This window comes from Kitasatospora sp. NPDC096140, from assembly GCF_040303045.1.
GTDB lineage: Bacteria > Actinomycetota > Actinomycetes > Streptomycetales > Streptomycetaceae > Kitasatospora.
The window spans coordinates 56,410-70,233 of record NZ_JBEOUW010000006.1 but is presented as its reverse complement, the minus strand read 5'-3'; the positions used below and the strand labels follow the sequence as shown (position 1 = coordinate 70,233).

The window sequence follows — 13,824 nt, the reverse complement described above, 5'->3', positions numbered from 1 at the left end:
CGGGGCCCGGCGTCGGCCGGGCCCTGGGCCGCTACGCGGCCGGGGGGCGGGGCGGGTCGGGTTCGTCGAGGAGCAGTTCCAGGAGCGGGAGGGCCTCCTCCAGCTGCCGGCACTGGTCGGGGGTCAGGCGGGTGCTGCGCCGGGCCAGGAGGGCGGAGCGTTCGCGGCGGATCCGGTCGAGGGTGTCCCGGCCGTGCGGGGTGGGGGCGAGCAGGGCGGAGCGTCCGTCCAGGGGGTCGGGGGTCCTGGCGATCAGGCCGGCGGCGACCAGCGGGGTGACGGTGCGGACCATGGAGGGGACGGCCACGCCCTCGCGCGCGGCGAGTTCCCCCAGGCGCAGCGGCCCGTGCTGTTCGGTCCGGGCGAGGGCGGAGAGCTGGGCGGCGGTGAGGTCCTGCTCGCCGGAGGCGCGGACCATCTGACGGTTGAGCCGGCCGATCACCAGGCGCAGCCGGACGACCGCGTCGGCGGGCAGGCCGCTGCCGTCGCCGGTCACGGCCCCTCCGCCTCGGCCGGTGCGCCGGGTGGCGTCCGGTCCGTCGTTTCCGCCCTGGCCGTCGTTTCCGCGCCGGCTGTCCGGTCCGCCCGGTCAGCGGGTGCGGGGGCGGGTGCGGCAGCAGGGCCCGGGGCGGCGGGCGCGACGGGACGGGTGCGCTCGTGGACCAGGGAGGCGGCCGCCGCGACCAGGGACATCGCGATCGCCAGCCAGAACACCACGACCAGCCCGTCGTGGAACGGCCCGGAGATCAGCTGCGGGAAGAACTCCCGGCCGGTCAGGGCGCGGGCGTTGTCCGGCGGGAGCTGCCCGAGCACGTGCGGGCCCAGCAGCTGCCGGACCGGGTTGTAGCCGAGGAAGGCGGCGAACAGGGTGCCGACCGGGGGCAGTGCGGCGATGGCGTTCGCGTCGGCGGCGGGCACGCCCTGCGCGGTGAGTCCGGCGGTGAGGGTGTGCGGCAGCGATCCGGCCAGGCCGGCCACCATCAGCGAGAAGAACACGCCGATCGACAGCACCATCCCGGCGTTCTGGAAGGTGGCCCGCATGCCGGAGGCAGCGCCGCGGGCCGCGGCCGGCACGCTCGACATGATCAGCGAGGTGTTGGGGGCGGCGAACAGGCCGCCGCCCAGGCCGTTGAGGAAGACCAGGACCGCGAACCACGGGTAGCCGAAGTCGGTGGGCAGTAGGAGCAGTCCGGCGAAGGACAGGGCCATCACCACCAGCCCGCCCGCGGCGAACAGCCGGGCCCCGGCGTGGTCGGACAGGTAGCCCGCGATCGGCCCGGCGGCGAGGAAGCCGACGGTCAGCGGGACGAGGTAGATGCCGGCCCACAGCGGGGTGTCCGCGTAGTCGTAGCCGTGCAGCGGCAGCCAGATGCCCTGCAGCCAGATGATCAGCATGAACTGCAGCCCGCCGCGGGCGATCGAGCCCAGCAGGGTGGCGGCGTTCCCGCCGGCGAAGACCGGGTCGCGGAAGAGGGACAGCGGGAACATCGGCTCGGCGGTCCTGGACTCGACCAGGCAGAAGGCCGCCAGCAGCGCCATCCCGCCGAGCAGCCCGGCCAGTACCCAGGGGTTGGTCCAGCCCATGGTGTGGCCGCCGTAGGGCTGGATGCCGTAGGTGATCGCCGCGAGCAGGGCGGTCAGGCCGACGCCGAAGGTGAGGTTGCCCCACCAGTCGATCCGGGCGGGCTTGCGCACCCCGGTCTCGCGCAGCGACCGGTAGGCCCAGACGGTGCCGAGGATGCCGATCGGCACGTTGACCCAGAAGATCGAGCGCCAGTTCCACTCGGCCAGCAGGCCGCCCAGGACGAGGCCGATGAAGGACCCGGCGATGCCCGCGACGATGTTCACGCCCAGGGCCGTGCCGCGCCGGCGGGCCGGGAACGCGTCCGTGATGATCGCGGCCGAGTTGGCCATCAGCATCGAACCGCCGACCGCCTGCACCACCCGCCAGCCGATCAGCCAGAGCGCGCCCGCGCCGCCGTGCAGCGGGTCCAGGGACAGGGCGACGGAGGTGAGGGTGAAGATCAGGAAGCCGGCGTTGTAGATCCGCACCCGGCCGTGGATGTCGCCCAGCCGGCCGAGGGTGACCACCAGGACCGCGGTGACCAGCATGTAGCCCATCAGCATCCACAGCAGGTAGCTGACGTTGCCGGGCTGCAGCGGGTCCAGGCCGATGCCGTTGAAGATCGCGGGCAGCGAGATCAGGACGATCGAGGCGTTGATGGTGGCGATCAGGGTGCCGAGCGTGGTGTTGGACAACGCCACCCACTTGTAGCGGGGGTGGTCCGGGTCCACGCCGGTACGGGCCGGGCGCGAGCGGCCGGTCCCGCTGCCTGCGGACAGTCGTGTCGCCACCGTGCCTCCCATCCGGCCGACCCGTCCGACCGCAGGGTCGGAGCGTGGGCTCGGAGCGTGGAACCGGAACGTGGACCGTGGAACTCGATAGCTTCCGTCACCTAACGGTAGTCCCGGCGGCCGTTCCCCCGGTAGACCCCCGAGGGGAGGGGTCCACCGGGGATCCGGGCCGTCCGGGGGCTGCGGCAGCCGGCCGCGGTACGGCGACGGCCGACGGCGGCGGCGACGGCCGACGGGGTCAGGCCTCCCCGGGCGGCCAGGGGCCGTGCGCCGCGACCTGGCTGCGCAGTCCGCGCAGGGCACGGGCGGCGGCGATGCCGACCGCGCCGACGACCCGCCCGTCGCGGACGCACGCGGCGGCGAAGCGGTGCTCCGCCACGCTGCCTTCGACCGGTTCGAAGCGGTCGGCGTCGCCGGGGCGGCCGTACGCCTGGATCCGCAGCCCGTACTGGTCGGTCCACAGGTACGGGACCGGGGTGTAGGCCTGCCGGGTCCCGTCCGGCCCGGCCAGCAGGTTCCGGGCGACGAGCAGGGCCTGGTCGGTGGCGTTGGTGCGCTGTTCGAGGCGCCGGTGGCGGCCGGTGTGCGGGTCCGGCCAGGAGGCGGCGTCGCCGGCCGCCCAGACGCCGGGCCCGGCGGCGCAGTGGGCGTCGCAGACCACGCCGTCGTCCAGCCGCAGGCCGCTGCCGGCCAGCCAGTCGGTGGCGGGTTCGGAACCGACGGCCATCAGGACGGTGTCGGCCGCGAGGTCGGTGCCGTCGGCCAGCCGTACGCCGGTGGCGCGGCCGTCGCGGTGCAGCAGGCCGGTGGCCGCTCCCCGGTGGATCCGTACGCCGTGTTCGCGGTGCAGGCCGGTGAGCAGGGCGGCGGTCTCGGTGCCCAGGACCGCGGCCAGCGGGGTGTCGGTGGACACCAGCCAGGTGACCTCGGCGCCGAGTCCGACGGCGGTGGCCGCCGCCTCGGCGCCGAGCAGTCCGCCGCCGACCACGAGCAGCCGGCCCCCGGCGCGCAGGTCCTCGCGCAGGGCGAGGGCGTCGGCGAGGGTGCGCAGCACGTGCGCGCCGGCGAGCGGGGTCTCGGCGCCGGGCAGCCGGCGCGGGCGGACCCCGGTGGCGATGACGACCGCGTCGCAGGGCACCTCCCGGCCGTCGGCGAGGTGGACGGTGCGGGTGCGGCGGTCCAGGCGCCGGGCGGGCACCCCCAGGCGCAGGTCGAGCCGGAGCTCCTCCAGGGCCCGGGGGTCGCGCAGGGTGAGCCGCTCGGGCTGCCACTGTCCGGAGAGCAGGTGCTTGGACAGCGGCGGCCGGTCGTACGGTGGCGCGTCCTCGGCTCCGATCAGGGTGAGCCGGCCGTCGTAGCCGGCCCGGCGCAGCGCTTCGGCGGTGTGCAGTCCGGCTGCGCCGGCTCCGACGACGGCGATCCGGCGCGGTGCGCTCACGCGGTTTCCAGGCGGATCGCGGCGGCCGGGCAGACGGCGGCGGCGTCCTGGACGGCCTGGTGGACGTCGGCGGGCGGCCGGGCGTCGAGCAGGACGACGATGCCGTCCTCGTCGCGCTGGTCGAAGACCTCGGGGGCGGCGAGGACGCAGTGTCCGGCGCCGCAGCACTTGTCCTGGTCGATGTGGACGAGCATGCGGGTTCCCTTCGGGGCAGGGCCGATCGGGGCCCTGGTGGTGGTGAACTGTGGTGTCGGTGAACGGTGTCGGCGATCGGTGGAGCGCTCGGTTCGCGGGCCGCGCGGGCCGCACGGGCCGGGGTTCACCAGGCGATCGGCAGCTCGTGGACGCCGTAGATGAGCATCTCGCCGCGGAAGCGGACCTCCTCGAACGGGACGGCCAGGCGCAGTCGGGGCAGTCGGCGCAGGATCGTGTCGAGGGCGATGTGGAGCTCCAGGCGGGCGAGCGGCTGGCCGAGGCACTGGTGGACGCCGAAGCCGAACGCGAGGTGGCGGCGGGCGTCGCGGGTCAGGTCGAGCTCGTCGCCGCCGGGGAACTCCAGGGTGTCCCGGTTGGCGGTGTTGATCATGCAGATGACGCCCTCGCCCGCCCGGATCCGCACGCCGCCGACCTCGACGTCCTCGGTGGCGACCCGGGTCAGGCCGGAGTGCACGATGGTCAGGTAGCGCAGCAGTTCCTCGACCGCGCCGGGGACGGACTCCGGGTGGCGGCGCAGGTGGTCGAGCTGGTCGGGGTTGCGCAGCAGGGCCAGGACGGACAGCGCGGTCATGTTCGCGGTGGTCTCGTGTCCGGCCACCAGCAGCAGCCGGCCCATGGCGCCGATCTCCTCGGTGCTGAGCTCGCCGCGGGCGACCAGCCGGCTGAGGATGCCGTCGTCGGGCTCGGCGCGCTTGGTCTCGGTGAGCTCGACCAGGTAGTCGGCCAGCCGGTCCCGGGCGGCGTCGACCTCCTCGGGCGAGGAGTCGCGGCGCAGCAGGACGCGGCTGCACTCCTGGAAGAAGTCGTGGTCCCGGTAAGGGACTCCGAGCAGCAGGCAGATCACCAGGGAGGGCAGTGGCAGGGCGAACTCGTGGACGAGGTCGGCGCCGGTGCGTCCGGCGGTCATCCGGTCGAGCAGGTCGTCGGCGATGCGCTGGACCTCGGGGCGCATCGCCTCGACCTTCTTGATCATGAACTCGCCGGTGAGCATCCGGCGCAGGCGCGCGTGCTCGGGGTCGTCCAGCCTGATGAAGGTGGGCTGACCGGCGTTCAGCTGCCGGGCGCCGGCGCTGATGAACGGGAAGCCGGGGCGGGTGGAGTCGGAGCTGAAGCGGGCGTCGGAGAGGACGGCCTTGACGTCCTCGTGGCGGGTGACCAGCCAGCTGGGCGCGCCGTCCCACAGGGAGACGCGGGTGACCGGCTCGTCCTGGCGGGCCTGCTGGTAGGCGGGGGGCGGGTCGAAGGGGCAGGTGCCGCGGGCGGCGGGGTGGGTGATGCCGGGGGTCTGGGCGGCCGTGGCCATGAGGGGGCTCCCTTCTCGGAGCTGGGTGTCGCCAGCTCGGGCCTGCGTGGCGCAACTGGTGGCGCCGCGTGGGGGTGTGCCGTGTGCGGTGTGCGGTGCTGTGCGGTGCTGTGCGGTGCTGTGCGGTGCTGTGCGCTGTGCGGTGCTGTGTGCGGTGCTGTGTGCGGCGTGCTCTGTGCTGCGGGTGGCGCCGTGGGGGTGGTGCGGCCGGGGTGCAACCGGGGCCATTTACGTGCCCTAAGCAACTAACTCACCGTCACGCTAACTCGCACTCCGTTGCAACGAAAGGCCCCGTCCCCCCAGCGAACGAATCTGTCCGAAATCCGGTCGGACCCCCGGGCCACCCTCACGGCCCGCACCGGATCGCTACAGTTCCCCCATGCCGGACGCCGAAGACCCCGAAGACGAACGGACCACCGCCTCGGACCTGGAGGCCGTACTGGCCACCCTGGCCTACCTGCTGACGCGTACACAGCAGCATGAACGCCAGACGGCCCGGGCCGGGATCACCGCCGCCCGCTCGGACATCTACCTGCTGCGCGCGCTCTCCGAGGCCGACGGCGCCAGCCGGATCGGCGACCTCGCCGACCGGCTGATGGTCAAGCCCTCCCACGTCACCCGGCAGATCGACCGCCTGCAGGGCCAGCAGCTGGTGGAACGCACCCGGGACGCGACGGACCGGCGGGCCCGGCAGGTCGAACTCACCGCCGAGGGACGGGCCGTACTCGACCGACTGAAACAGGCCAACATCACCGGGCTGACCGACGCCCTCGACGGCGTCCCGGACCCGGACGTCGCCGCCACCGTCCACGTGCTGCGCCACCTGGTCCACCGCTACGTGCAGCGCGTCCGGACCACCATGTGCTCCGAGGACGGGCAGCTCCCCTGCCCGCGCCAGGCGGAGACCAGCGCCTGACCCGGCTGCGCCGCCGCCGGGCGCAGGGCCTCCTCAGGGGGCCGCGAACAGCCCCGGGAAGCCCGCGGCCAGCCAGGGCTTGCGGCCCCAGGCGAACACCTTGCCCCGGAGGAGGGCGTCGGTGGCGGTGTAGCGGCCCAGCGCGATGAGGAGGAACGCCACCGGCTCGGTGAGGATCGTGCAGTCCGGGCGGCGCGGCGGCTGCGGGCTCACCACGGCGACACCGTCCGTGAAGGTCACCGCGAAGGCGTCCAGGCCCCGCACCCGCAGCCGGTAGCAGGCGCTGTGGCCGGCCGCGGCGCGCGCGTCCGTCACCCACGGCATGGCCGCGCGCAGGAACGGCATCGTCAGCCCGACGCGGTGCCGGTCGATCGGGTGCGGCCGCCCCAAGGCCACGGCGATGTCGTAGAGGTGGCCGAGCATGTGGGTCAGCAGGTAGGCCCCGAGGGTGTCCAGGTCCATCGGCCCCAGCGGGGTCAGCACCGGTTCGGTACCGGCCCGCGGCCCCGCGGCCACCGTGAACTCCCGTGCCCACCGGGCGATCTCCCCGGCGAGCACGTCCGGGTCCCGCTCCGGCCGCTCGGCCAGCGAGGCCTCGTTCGCCGCGGCCAGCGAGCCCGCCGTCCCGTCCCCGTACGGCCGCTCCTCACCGGCCGCCAGTGCGGCCATCAGCTCGTTGGCCATCGCCAGGTGCGCGGCGGCCTCGGCGACCGTCCACTCGGCACCCGGTATCGGGGTGTCACCACGGCAGCCGGCGAGCAGGCCGACGGCCTCGCCGCCGACCGCGGTGAGCGCCTCGAACAGCGCGGTGCGTGCGGCGGCGGTGAGGGGTTGCTGCTGCTGGGGGAACGGGAGCGTCATGGGGGTGAAGACTGACCGACCCCCGCGCCGCTGTCCAGACCTGTGACACGCCCGACCCGTCTCCCGGGCACAGCGGGGCGGGCGCCGGGCGCGGTGGGGCCGGAGCAGGCGACAGCGGACGGGCGACGGCTTTCGGCCGATGAGCGTCCGCGTGGGTGGGGCTCCGGTGGCCCGTGCGGTCCGGCGCGCCACGCCTGGTGCACCCTCCGGTCGGGCCCGGGCGTACGGGCAGCGTGCGGCCGCCGTGGCGACATTTCCGCTGTCATATGCGGAACTTCACCATCCCTCCCTATATTCGCCGGAGCACGTCACCGAGCGACGTCATCGAGGCACGTCACCGACGTACGTCATCGAGGCACGTCATCGAGGCACGTCCCGGCCGCGGGTTGCAGCGGCACTGTCACCACCGACAACGAGGGCGGAACCATCGTGCGCAGGAACACCAGGGGCAAGAGGATCGGCATCGCCGGCTGTCTGCTGGCCGGATTGGCGGCGGCCTGCGTCGTCGCGGCCCCGGCAGCCGAGGCGCAGTCGGCGTCGCCGGCCCGGGTCGAGGGCATCAACTGCTCCACCCCGACCATCGGATTCCTCAACAACCAGTGGTACTACGGCATCTCGTGCTCGGGCTGGGGCACCACCAAGTGGTGGGTGAACGTCAGCTGTTCGGACGGCTCCTACCGGAGCGACGGCCCGCACACCGACTTCCTGAACGTCCTCCTCTACTGCCCGCCGAACACCACCGTCACCAGGGGCTGGGTCAGCTACACCCCGTGACCCGAGCCCTCGGGCCGTCCCAGCGGATCTGACCCCGACCCGCGCCGACACCGGCGCGAGCCACCCCGGTGGACGGTCGACGCAGCACGCCGCACCACACAGCACACCGCATGCACCGCACAGCACGCGGCACGCTGCCGTCGACCGTCCACCACCCACCCGGCGCCGACCGCCGTGACACGCGCACCCCGGGCCCCCGGAGCGGAGCGCGCGCCACTACGGTGGACCGATGGCATCGATCAAGCACGTCCAAGTCACCTTCGACTGTGCCCAACCCGAGCGCGTCGCCCGTTTCTGGTGCGAGGTGCTGGGGTACGTCGTACCACCGCCGCCGCCGGGGTTCGCCGACTGGGACGCCTTCAACCTCTCCCTGCCGACGGAGCGTCAGGGTTCGGCGTTCGCCTGCGTGGACCCCTCGGGCGTGGGCCCCCGCCTGTTCTTCCAGCGCGTTCCCGAGGGCAAGGTCGTCAAGAACCGGGTGCACCTCGACGTCCGGGTCGGCACCGGCCTGGTCGGCGAGGAGCGCCTCGCCGCCCTGGAGGCCGAGTGCGCACGACTGCTGGCACTCGGCGCGGTGCGCGTGCGGCTCCTGCGGGCCGACGGCTTCAACGAGTCGTGCATCGTGATGCAGGACGTCGAGGGCAACGAGTTCTGCCTCGACTGACCGACTCTCCCGGCTGAGCCCGGCCCGACCGGGACGGGCTCAGCCGCCCCGACGCTCAGCCGCCCCGCCGCTCGGCCACGGCGACCAGCGCCACCCTGGGGACCTCGGCGATCCAGCCGCCGGCGGCCGGGCGCACGAAGGGCCGCGCGGGCGCCGCGAGCGGGCCGCAGAGCTGCGCGAGGTGCGCGGTGTGGTCGAACGCGTCGGCCAGCAGCTCCCAGCCGGCGTCGGCGCCGAGGTCGTCGAGGTGGTCGGCGAGCCCGAAGGTCGCGGCGAAGTGGGCCACCACGGCGGCCTTCGCCCCGTCAGGGGTCGCCGCGCGGACCGTGATCGGGTCGTAGACGTCGACCAGGCGCACCGCGACGGGATGCGGCGCGAACAGGTCCAGCAGGTCGATGCGGCTGAAGTGCCGGTAGTCGTGGCGGATCGCGGCACGGGGGTCGACGACGGTGCGGAAGAAGTCGGCCATCGGGCTGTGCGGCTCGAAGTCGTGCAGGACGACCCGGCCGCCGGGGCGCAGGACCCGTACGGCCTCGGCGACCGCGGCGGGGCGGGCGGCGGGCGGGATGTGGTGGGTGCCGTAGGCCAGCAGCACCGCGTCGACGGTCCGGTCGGCCAGCAGCATCCGGTCAGGGGCCTGCCGCACGGCGGGCAGGCCGTGGGCGAGGGCGGCGGCCACCATCGGTCCGGAGATGTCGCCGGTCAGCAGCCGCAGCCCGTCCGGCACCTGGTCCGGGCGCAGGGCCGAGGCGCGCGCCAGCAGCCCGTCCCCGCCCAGCGCGTCCAGCACCAGCGCCTGCGCCGCGCCGCCGCTCCGGGCCTGCGCCCCGCGGCCGCTGCGGGCCTCCGGCACGGCCAGGCGCAGCAGTTGCCGGGCTCCGGTCCAGCGCACCAGCGGATCCCGGTGGGCACGCCGGTAGGAGTCGCCCCGCCCGCCGCTGTCCGAGTCGAACTCGTTGGTCCACGCGCGGAGCCGGTGGGCCGTGGCGGCCCCGTCGACCCGCCCCGGGTCGAGCAGCCGGTGCCAGCCCGGATGCCGGTCCGCGAGGTGGCCGAGGTACTGCTCCACGGTCATGTCGGGAAGGTAGGACGGCGCGGGCACGGGCGACTCCTTCGTCGGCTGCGGGGGCACCCCCATGCCTGCCCGCCCCCGCGCCGGGCACACCCCGCTCTCGGGCGCACGCGCTCCGCGCGGGCCGGCCGGGCGTGCTCCGGGAGGGCGCCACGGTGCGCCGGACCCTCCCGCTCGACGGGAAGGCCGACAGCTGCATGCGCCCTCGCACCGCGGCCGTGCCGGAGCAGTCGATCGAACGTGTCGGTCCGGTCGGTGATCAGTGGTGCGAGGTGGGACCGGATCGGGCCGTGGATGCCGGCCGATCCGGTCCCCGGGCGGCGCCGGGCGGACCATCGGCGCACGCTTGACGCGATCGTGTGGACGTACCGCACGTGCTCGCCCTGGCGCGATGTGACGGTCGGGCGGATGCACCGGCGTTCACGGCCGTCGTGACCGCGATCGGGTCCACCGCCCCCCGCTCCGCCTCGTGCCTGTCACATGGCGATCACGATCTTGCCGTGGACGTGCCGCTCGGCCTGCGTCGTCACGGCTTCGCGGATCCGCCCGACCGGGAAGGTCGCCGCGATCGGCACCGTGATCTCGCCGGACCGAATCGCGTCGGCGATCCGTCCCAGGGCGCCCGGATCCGCGTCGAGGGCGCCCACCTTGCGCACCCCGGGCGGCGGGGCGGAACCGTCGGCCACGACGCAGATCCGCTCGGGCGCCAGGCCGAGTTCGAGCGCGGTCTCGGCCGCGTCCCTTCCGAACAGGTCGGCTGTGGCGGTGATCCCCTCGGGCGCCAGGGCCCGCACCCGGTCGGCCAGGCCGGGGCCGTACGCCACGGGTTCGGCGCCGAGCCCGCGCAGGAATCCGAACGTGCCCTCGGAGGCGGTGCCGAGCACCCGGGCACCGGCAAGCTTCGCCAGCTGAACGGCGAAGACGCCCACGCCACCCGCCGCCCCACCGATCAGGACGGTGTCCCCGGCGCGGAGCCCGATCGCGGCGATCGCGGCGGCGGCCGTCAGACCGGACACCGGAAGCGTGGCCGCCACCTCGTCACCGACGCCCTCCGGGGTGGGCCACAGCGTTGCGGCAGGCGTCTTGACCAGCACGAAATCAGCGACGGACCGGCCGATCGCAGCCCCGTACACCCGGTCGCCGATCGCGAATCCGCTGGCGTCGGCGCCCACCTCGTCCACCACTCCGGCAAAGTCGCTGCCGAAGCCGGCCGGCAGGGTGATGCCGAACCGCGCTGCCATGTCGGGCTGCGTGGTGATCTGCCAGTCCATCGGATTCAGCCCGGCGGCCGTGACCCGGACGCGCACCTCGTCCGGCGCGGTGTGCGGCTCGGGTATCTCCTGCAGTTCGAGCACTTCGGGACCGCCGAATCGCCGGTAACGGACAGCTCTACTCATCGGGGACCTCTCTCGGCCAGTGATGGGACTTGGTCTCATCGACACTACACCAGCGATGGGACCAAGTCCCGTACACTGCTCCCATGGCTCGCTGGCAACCCGACGCACCGGGACGACTCGCCGCCGCTGCTCTCGACCTCTTCGAGGAGCACGGCTACGACAACACGACCGTGATCGAGATCGCGGAGCACGCGGGACTCACCAAGAGCACGTTCTTCCGCTACTTCCCGGACAAGCGCGAGGTGCTCTTCGACCGGGGCACGGTGACCGACCTGCTCGCCGAAGGGATCGCCTCGGCGCCGCCGGCGGCCGACCCGCTCGACGCGGTGGCGGACGCCCTCGACGCGCTCGGCCGGACGTTCTTCACCGACGACCGCCGCGAGTTCAGCGGCCGGCGCCAGGCCGTGCTGAACACCAACACAGAACTGCGGGAGCGCGAAGCCCTGAAGAGGATCGACCTCGCCGCCTCGATGATCGAGGCCCTCACCCGCCGCGGGATCCCGACCCTGACCGCACGCGTGGCCGCGAAACTGGGCATGCTCGCCTGGGAGATCGCCTTCGACCAGTGGATCGACACCCACAACCGCGAGGGCTTCGGCTCGCTGGCACGGCGAGCGCTAGGCGACGTACGGGCGGCCGGCGCCGTGCTCTAGCCCCGACGCTTCGCCTCGGCTCGGACAGGGACCCGTCTCGTCGGTCCTCTGCGGAGCCGGATGAGGACGGCTGCGAGGTGGAGTGCGTGCGGCCTGGCAGGCGCTGGCGGTTTGTCGGTGCGCACGGCCAGGCCGCACCACTGTTTCAAGGCGGCTGATGCACCGCTCGACGGCGTTCCGCTCTGCGGGGGTCTCGGCGTCGAAGCCGGACCGGATCGGCCGGCATCTCCACGGCTCGATCCGGTCCCGCATCACATCACTGATCACCGACCGGACAGACACATCCGATCAGAGTGCTCAGCCCATCGAAGAGACCGACCTCAGGCGGCGGGCTTGACCGACACCGGCCAGTGGCCGCCCGGGAACTGGCTGTTGTCGACGGCGTTGCCGTGCAGCGCGGCCATCTCCTTGGCCTGGGCGCCGAGCAGCACCATCAGGGCGCTGACCGCGGCGACGATCACCGTGGTGTTGACCCCGGCCTCCTCAAGGATGATCAGGAAGCCCGCCCAGGAGAAGACCACCGAGCCGAGCGACGCGATCGCGGCGATGGTGGCGCCGATGAACTTGACCAGGACCAGTGCCAGCGCCAGGTAGAAGGTCAGGCCGGCCGCCGCGCAGATCTCCAGCGAGGTGGAGGTCTTGTCGCAGATCCCGCCCACCGAGGTGGCGGCCGCCGCCTGACGCGGGATCTCCTTGCCGTAGGCGTCCGCCGCCGGGCCCTTCCACTCCCCGGTCGAGCCCAGCACCTGCGGCTGGAGCTGGCCGGTCACACCGTTCGCCAGGCCGCGCAGGGTCTCCCACTGGAAGCCGTGGACCATCATGTAGACCGGAGCGGCAGCGCCCTCCAGGCACTCCTTGATCTTGTTCAGGATCCAGGCGCCGATCTCGCAGATCTTCTTCCCGAACCAGATCACCTTGTCGGCCAGCCAGTCGGGCACCCACCACCGGTCGGCGGCGTCGTTCGCCTTGCCGGGCACCGAGTCGAGCTTGGCCGACAGGTCGCCCAGGCCCGAGGTGAGCTTGTCGACGGTTGCCTGGTACTGCGCCGCTTGGAATGCCACGTCGAGAACTCCGCTTCAGTTGCCGGTTATGGCCGTGAGGTTGGCCGAGGTCTTCTGCTCGTGGTGGTCGTAGTTGTCCGCCACCGTGCGCAGGCCGTCGGCGACCGCCTTGAGGTTCTGCTGTCCCTCCAGGGAGCGGTCGTGCACGGCCGTCAGGACCTCCGCGTAGGCGCCGACGACGAGCTGGAAGACGCCCGCCTGGAACCGGTCCATCGACATCGAGCCGACGGACGAGGCGATCTTGCCCAGCTCGTCGCTCTGCTGGTCCCAGAGCCCGGCCTCCGTGCGGAGTGTCTCGGTCGTGACCTTGAAGCCGTCGTCGTCGGCCATGGTGTCGCTCCCTTCCTGGGTCGTCCGGCCCTGCGGCCGGTCCGCGTTACGAGTTGCGGAGCTTGCTCGGGTCCGCGAGCAGGGCGAGGGCCTCGCGCAGCATCCGGTCGGTGCCCGCGGCGGCCTCCTCCTGGGCGGACCGGACGGCGGCGGCGAGGTCGGTGCGGGCCTTCGTGAGGGCGGCGGCCAGCGCGTGGTTCAGCGCGGCGGTGCCGGTCTCGGCCGCCCACCGCCCGTCGGGTTCGCAGGACACCAGTCCACCGCGCGAGAGCACCACGGTCACGTGCCCGCCCTCGTCGCAGCCGCGGCCCTGCACGGGGACGCCCGGTGCGCCCGCCCGGTCGAGGGCCGTCAGCACGTCCTCGGCCAGTTGCTCCAACGGCCGGGGGGTGACCTGGCTGACGTCGCCGACCGCAAGGGTCAGGTCGAGTGCGGGCTCGGCCACGGCGGCCGCCGCACCGTCGTCGGGCAGCCGGTCCGGTACGGCCGCCCAGGCCGCCTGTCCGGCGTCCTGCTGCCAGACCGACAGCCGGTTGACGGCGGCGGCCTGCCCGGCCTCGACCGCCGCGCCGCCGAGCGCCTCCGGTGACAGCCGCTGCTGCCAGCCGGCCTCGACCGTGATCGACAGCGGGAGGTCCTCCGGGCCGAGCACGACGGTCACCGAGCCGGTGCGGTCGGCGCCCTCGGAGCGCTGGGGGAGGATGTCGCGGGTCTCGGCGAGCGCATGGGTGAGGTCGCCCAGGAAGGCGCTCATCTGCTGCAGGTCGCGCAGCGGGTCGTTCAT

At 73.8% G+C, this 13,824-nt stretch carries 15 protein-coding genes and 1 pseudogene; 5 read left to right on the top strand and 11 right to left on the bottom strand.

Features of this window, described 5'->3' with window-relative positions; all coding sequences use genetic code 11:
- Nucleotides 1–31 precede the first annotated feature (31 nt).
- From ABT048_RS07805 to ABT048_RS07785, 5 genes are all read right to left on the bottom strand, one after another.
- A complete protein-coding gene (locus tag ABT048_RS07805; RefSeq protein ID WP_350520418.1) occupies nt 32–496 on the bottom strand; it encodes a MarR family winged helix-turn-helix transcriptional regulator in 465 nt (154 codons plus the stop codon).
- Nucleotides 493–2,367, bottom strand: coding sequence for an MFS transporter (locus tag ABT048_RS07800; RefSeq protein WP_502893978.1), 1,875 nt, complete (start codon nt 2,365–2,367; stop codon nt 493–495). Before ABT048_RS07800 ends, ABT048_RS07805 begins: the two co-directional genes overlap by 4 nt.
- A gap of 226 nt (nt 2,368–2,593) precedes the next feature.
- Nucleotides 2,594–3,793, bottom strand: coding sequence for an NAD(P)/FAD-dependent oxidoreductase (locus tag ABT048_RS07795; protein ID WP_350520417.1), 1,200 nt, complete (start codon nt 3,791–3,793; stop codon nt 2,594–2,596).
- Nucleotides 3,790–3,987, bottom strand: coding sequence for a ferredoxin (locus ABT048_RS07790; protein ID WP_350520416.1), 198 nt, complete (start codon nt 3,985–3,987; stop codon nt 3,790–3,792). Before ABT048_RS07790 ends, ABT048_RS07795 begins: the two co-directional genes overlap by 4 nt.
- A 125-nt stretch (nt 3,988–4,112) precedes the next feature.
- Nucleotides 4,113–5,312, bottom strand: coding sequence for a cytochrome P450 (locus ABT048_RS07785; RefSeq protein WP_350520415.1), 1,200 nt, complete (start codon nt 5,310–5,312; stop codon nt 4,113–4,115).
- Between the two features lie 379 nt (nt 5,313–5,691).
- Between ABT048_RS07785 and ABT048_RS07780 the strand changes: the two genes are divergently transcribed.
- Nucleotides 5,692–6,228: a MarR family winged helix-turn-helix transcriptional regulator gene (locus ABT048_RS07780; protein ID WP_350520414.1), complete on the top strand. Its 537-nt coding sequence runs from the start codon at nt 5,692–5,694 to the stop codon at nt 6,226–6,228.
- Nucleotides 6,229–6,261: 33 nt separating this feature from the next.
- Here the strand turns inward: ABT048_RS07780 and ABT048_RS07775 are convergent, their stop codons facing one another.
- Nucleotides 6,262–7,089: a maleylpyruvate isomerase family mycothiol-dependent enzyme gene (locus ABT048_RS07775; protein ID WP_350520413.1), complete on the bottom strand. Its 828-nt coding sequence runs from the start codon at nt 7,087–7,089 to the stop codon at nt 6,262–6,264.
- Nucleotides 7,090–7,518: 429 nt separating this feature from the next.
- Between ABT048_RS07775 and ABT048_RS07770 the strand changes: the two genes are divergently transcribed.
- Complete coding sequence (locus ABT048_RS07770; RefSeq protein ID WP_350520412.1) at nt 7,519–7,863, top strand: hypothetical protein; 345 nt, start codon at nt 7,519–7,521, stop codon at nt 7,861–7,863.
- 229 nt (nt 7,864–8,092) lie between these two features.
- Nucleotides 8,093–8,527 (top strand): VOC family protein, encoded by a 435-nt coding sequence (locus tag ABT048_RS07765; RefSeq protein WP_350520411.1) that lies wholly within the window; start codon nt 8,093–8,095, stop codon nt 8,525–8,527.
- A gap of 55 nt (nt 8,528–8,582) precedes the next feature.
- Here the strand turns inward: ABT048_RS07765 and ABT048_RS07760 are convergent, their stop codons facing one another.
- Complete coding sequence (locus ABT048_RS07760; RefSeq protein ID WP_350520410.1) at nt 8,583–9,602, bottom strand: methyltransferase domain-containing protein; 1,020 nt, start codon at nt 9,600–9,602, stop codon at nt 8,583–8,585.
- A gap of 237 nt (nt 9,603–9,839) precedes the next feature.
- Between ABT048_RS07760 and ABT048_RS07755 the strand changes: the two are divergent.
- A pseudogene (locus ABT048_RS07755) lies at nt 9,840–9,995 on the top strand (transposase); the annotation flags it as partial.
- An 80-nt stretch (nt 9,996–10,075) separates the two neighbouring features.
- On the opposite strand, the gene ABT048_RS07750 reads toward ABT048_RS07755, so the two are convergent.
- The gene (locus ABT048_RS07750; protein ID WP_350520409.1) at nt 10,076–10,996 is read right to left on the bottom strand and encodes an NADP-dependent oxidoreductase; all 921 of its coding nucleotides are present in this window, start codon (nt 10,994–10,996) and stop codon (nt 10,076–10,078) included.
- 83 nt (nt 10,997–11,079) lie between these two features.
- Between ABT048_RS07750 and ABT048_RS07745 the strand changes: the two genes are divergently transcribed.
- Nucleotides 11,080–11,649: a TetR/AcrR family transcriptional regulator gene (locus ABT048_RS07745; RefSeq protein WP_350520408.1), complete on the top strand. Its 570-nt coding sequence runs from the start codon at nt 11,080–11,082 to the stop codon at nt 11,647–11,649.
- 320 nt (nt 11,650–11,969) lie between these two features.
- On the opposite strand, the gene ABT048_RS07740 is transcribed toward ABT048_RS07745, so the two are convergent.
- From ABT048_RS07740 to ABT048_RS07730, 3 genes are read right to left on the bottom strand one after another with little or no spacing between them, the layout of a single operon-like run.
- Nucleotides 11,970–12,710 carry a hypothetical protein gene (locus ABT048_RS07740; protein ID WP_350520407.1) on the bottom strand — a complete coding sequence of 247 codons (741 nt, stop codon included), beginning with the start codon at nt 12,708–12,710 and terminating at the stop codon, nt 11,970–11,972.
- A 15-nt stretch (nt 12,711–12,725) separates the two neighbouring features.
- Nucleotides 12,726–13,040: a hypothetical protein gene (locus tag ABT048_RS07735; protein WP_350520406.1), complete on the bottom strand. Its 315-nt coding sequence runs from the start codon at nt 13,038–13,040 to the stop codon at nt 12,726–12,728.
- Between the two features lie 46 nt (nt 13,041–13,086).
- Complete coding sequence (locus tag ABT048_RS07730; protein ID WP_350520405.1) at nt 13,087–13,824, bottom strand: hypothetical protein; 738 nt, start codon at nt 13,822–13,824, stop codon at nt 13,087–13,089.

What these genes read in the sequence shown, in the direction of transcription:
- ABT048_RS07800 (WP_502893978.1), bottom strand. Translation starts at nt 2,367, where the DNA reads ATGGGAGGCACGGTGGCGACACGACTGTCCGCAGGCAGCGGGACCGGC.
- ABT048_RS07780 (WP_350520414.1), top strand. Translation starts at nt 5,692, where the DNA reads ATGCCGGACGCCGAAGACCCCGAAGACGAACGGACCACCGCCTCGGAC.
- ABT048_RS07750 (WP_350520409.1), bottom strand. Translation starts at nt 10,996, where the DNA reads ATGAGTAGAGCTGTCCGTTACCGGCGATTCGGCGGTCCCGAAGTGCTC.
- ABT048_RS07765 (WP_350520411.1), top strand. Translation starts at nt 8,093, where the DNA reads ATGGCATCGATCAAGCACGTCCAAGTCACCTTCGACTGTGCCCAACCC.
- ABT048_RS07790 (WP_350520416.1), bottom strand. Translation starts at nt 3,987, where the DNA reads ATGCTCGTCCACATCGACCAGGACAAGTGCTGCGGCGCCGGACACTGC.
- ABT048_RS07730 (WP_350520405.1), bottom strand. Translation starts at nt 13,824, where the DNA reads ATGAACGACCCGCTGCGCGACCTGCAGCAGATGAGCGCCTTCCTGGGC.
- ABT048_RS07745 (WP_350520408.1), top strand. Translation starts at nt 11,080, where the DNA reads ATGGCTCGCTGGCAACCCGACGCACCGGGACGACTCGCCGCCGCTGCT.
- ABT048_RS07785 (WP_350520415.1), bottom strand. Translation starts at nt 5,312, where the DNA reads ATGGCCACGGCCGCCCAGACCCCCGGCATCACCCACCCCGCCGCCCGC.
- ABT048_RS07760 (WP_350520410.1), bottom strand. Translation starts at nt 9,602, where the DNA reads ATGACCGTGGAGCAGTACCTCGGCCACCTCGCGGACCGGCATCCGGGC.
- ABT048_RS07735 (WP_350520406.1), bottom strand. Translation starts at nt 13,040, where the DNA reads ATGGCCGACGACGACGGCTTCAAGGTCACGACCGAGACACTCCGCACG.
- ABT048_RS07775 (WP_350520413.1), bottom strand. Translation starts at nt 7,089, where the DNA reads ATGACGCTCCCGTTCCCCCAGCAGCAGCAACCCCTCACCGCCGCCGCA.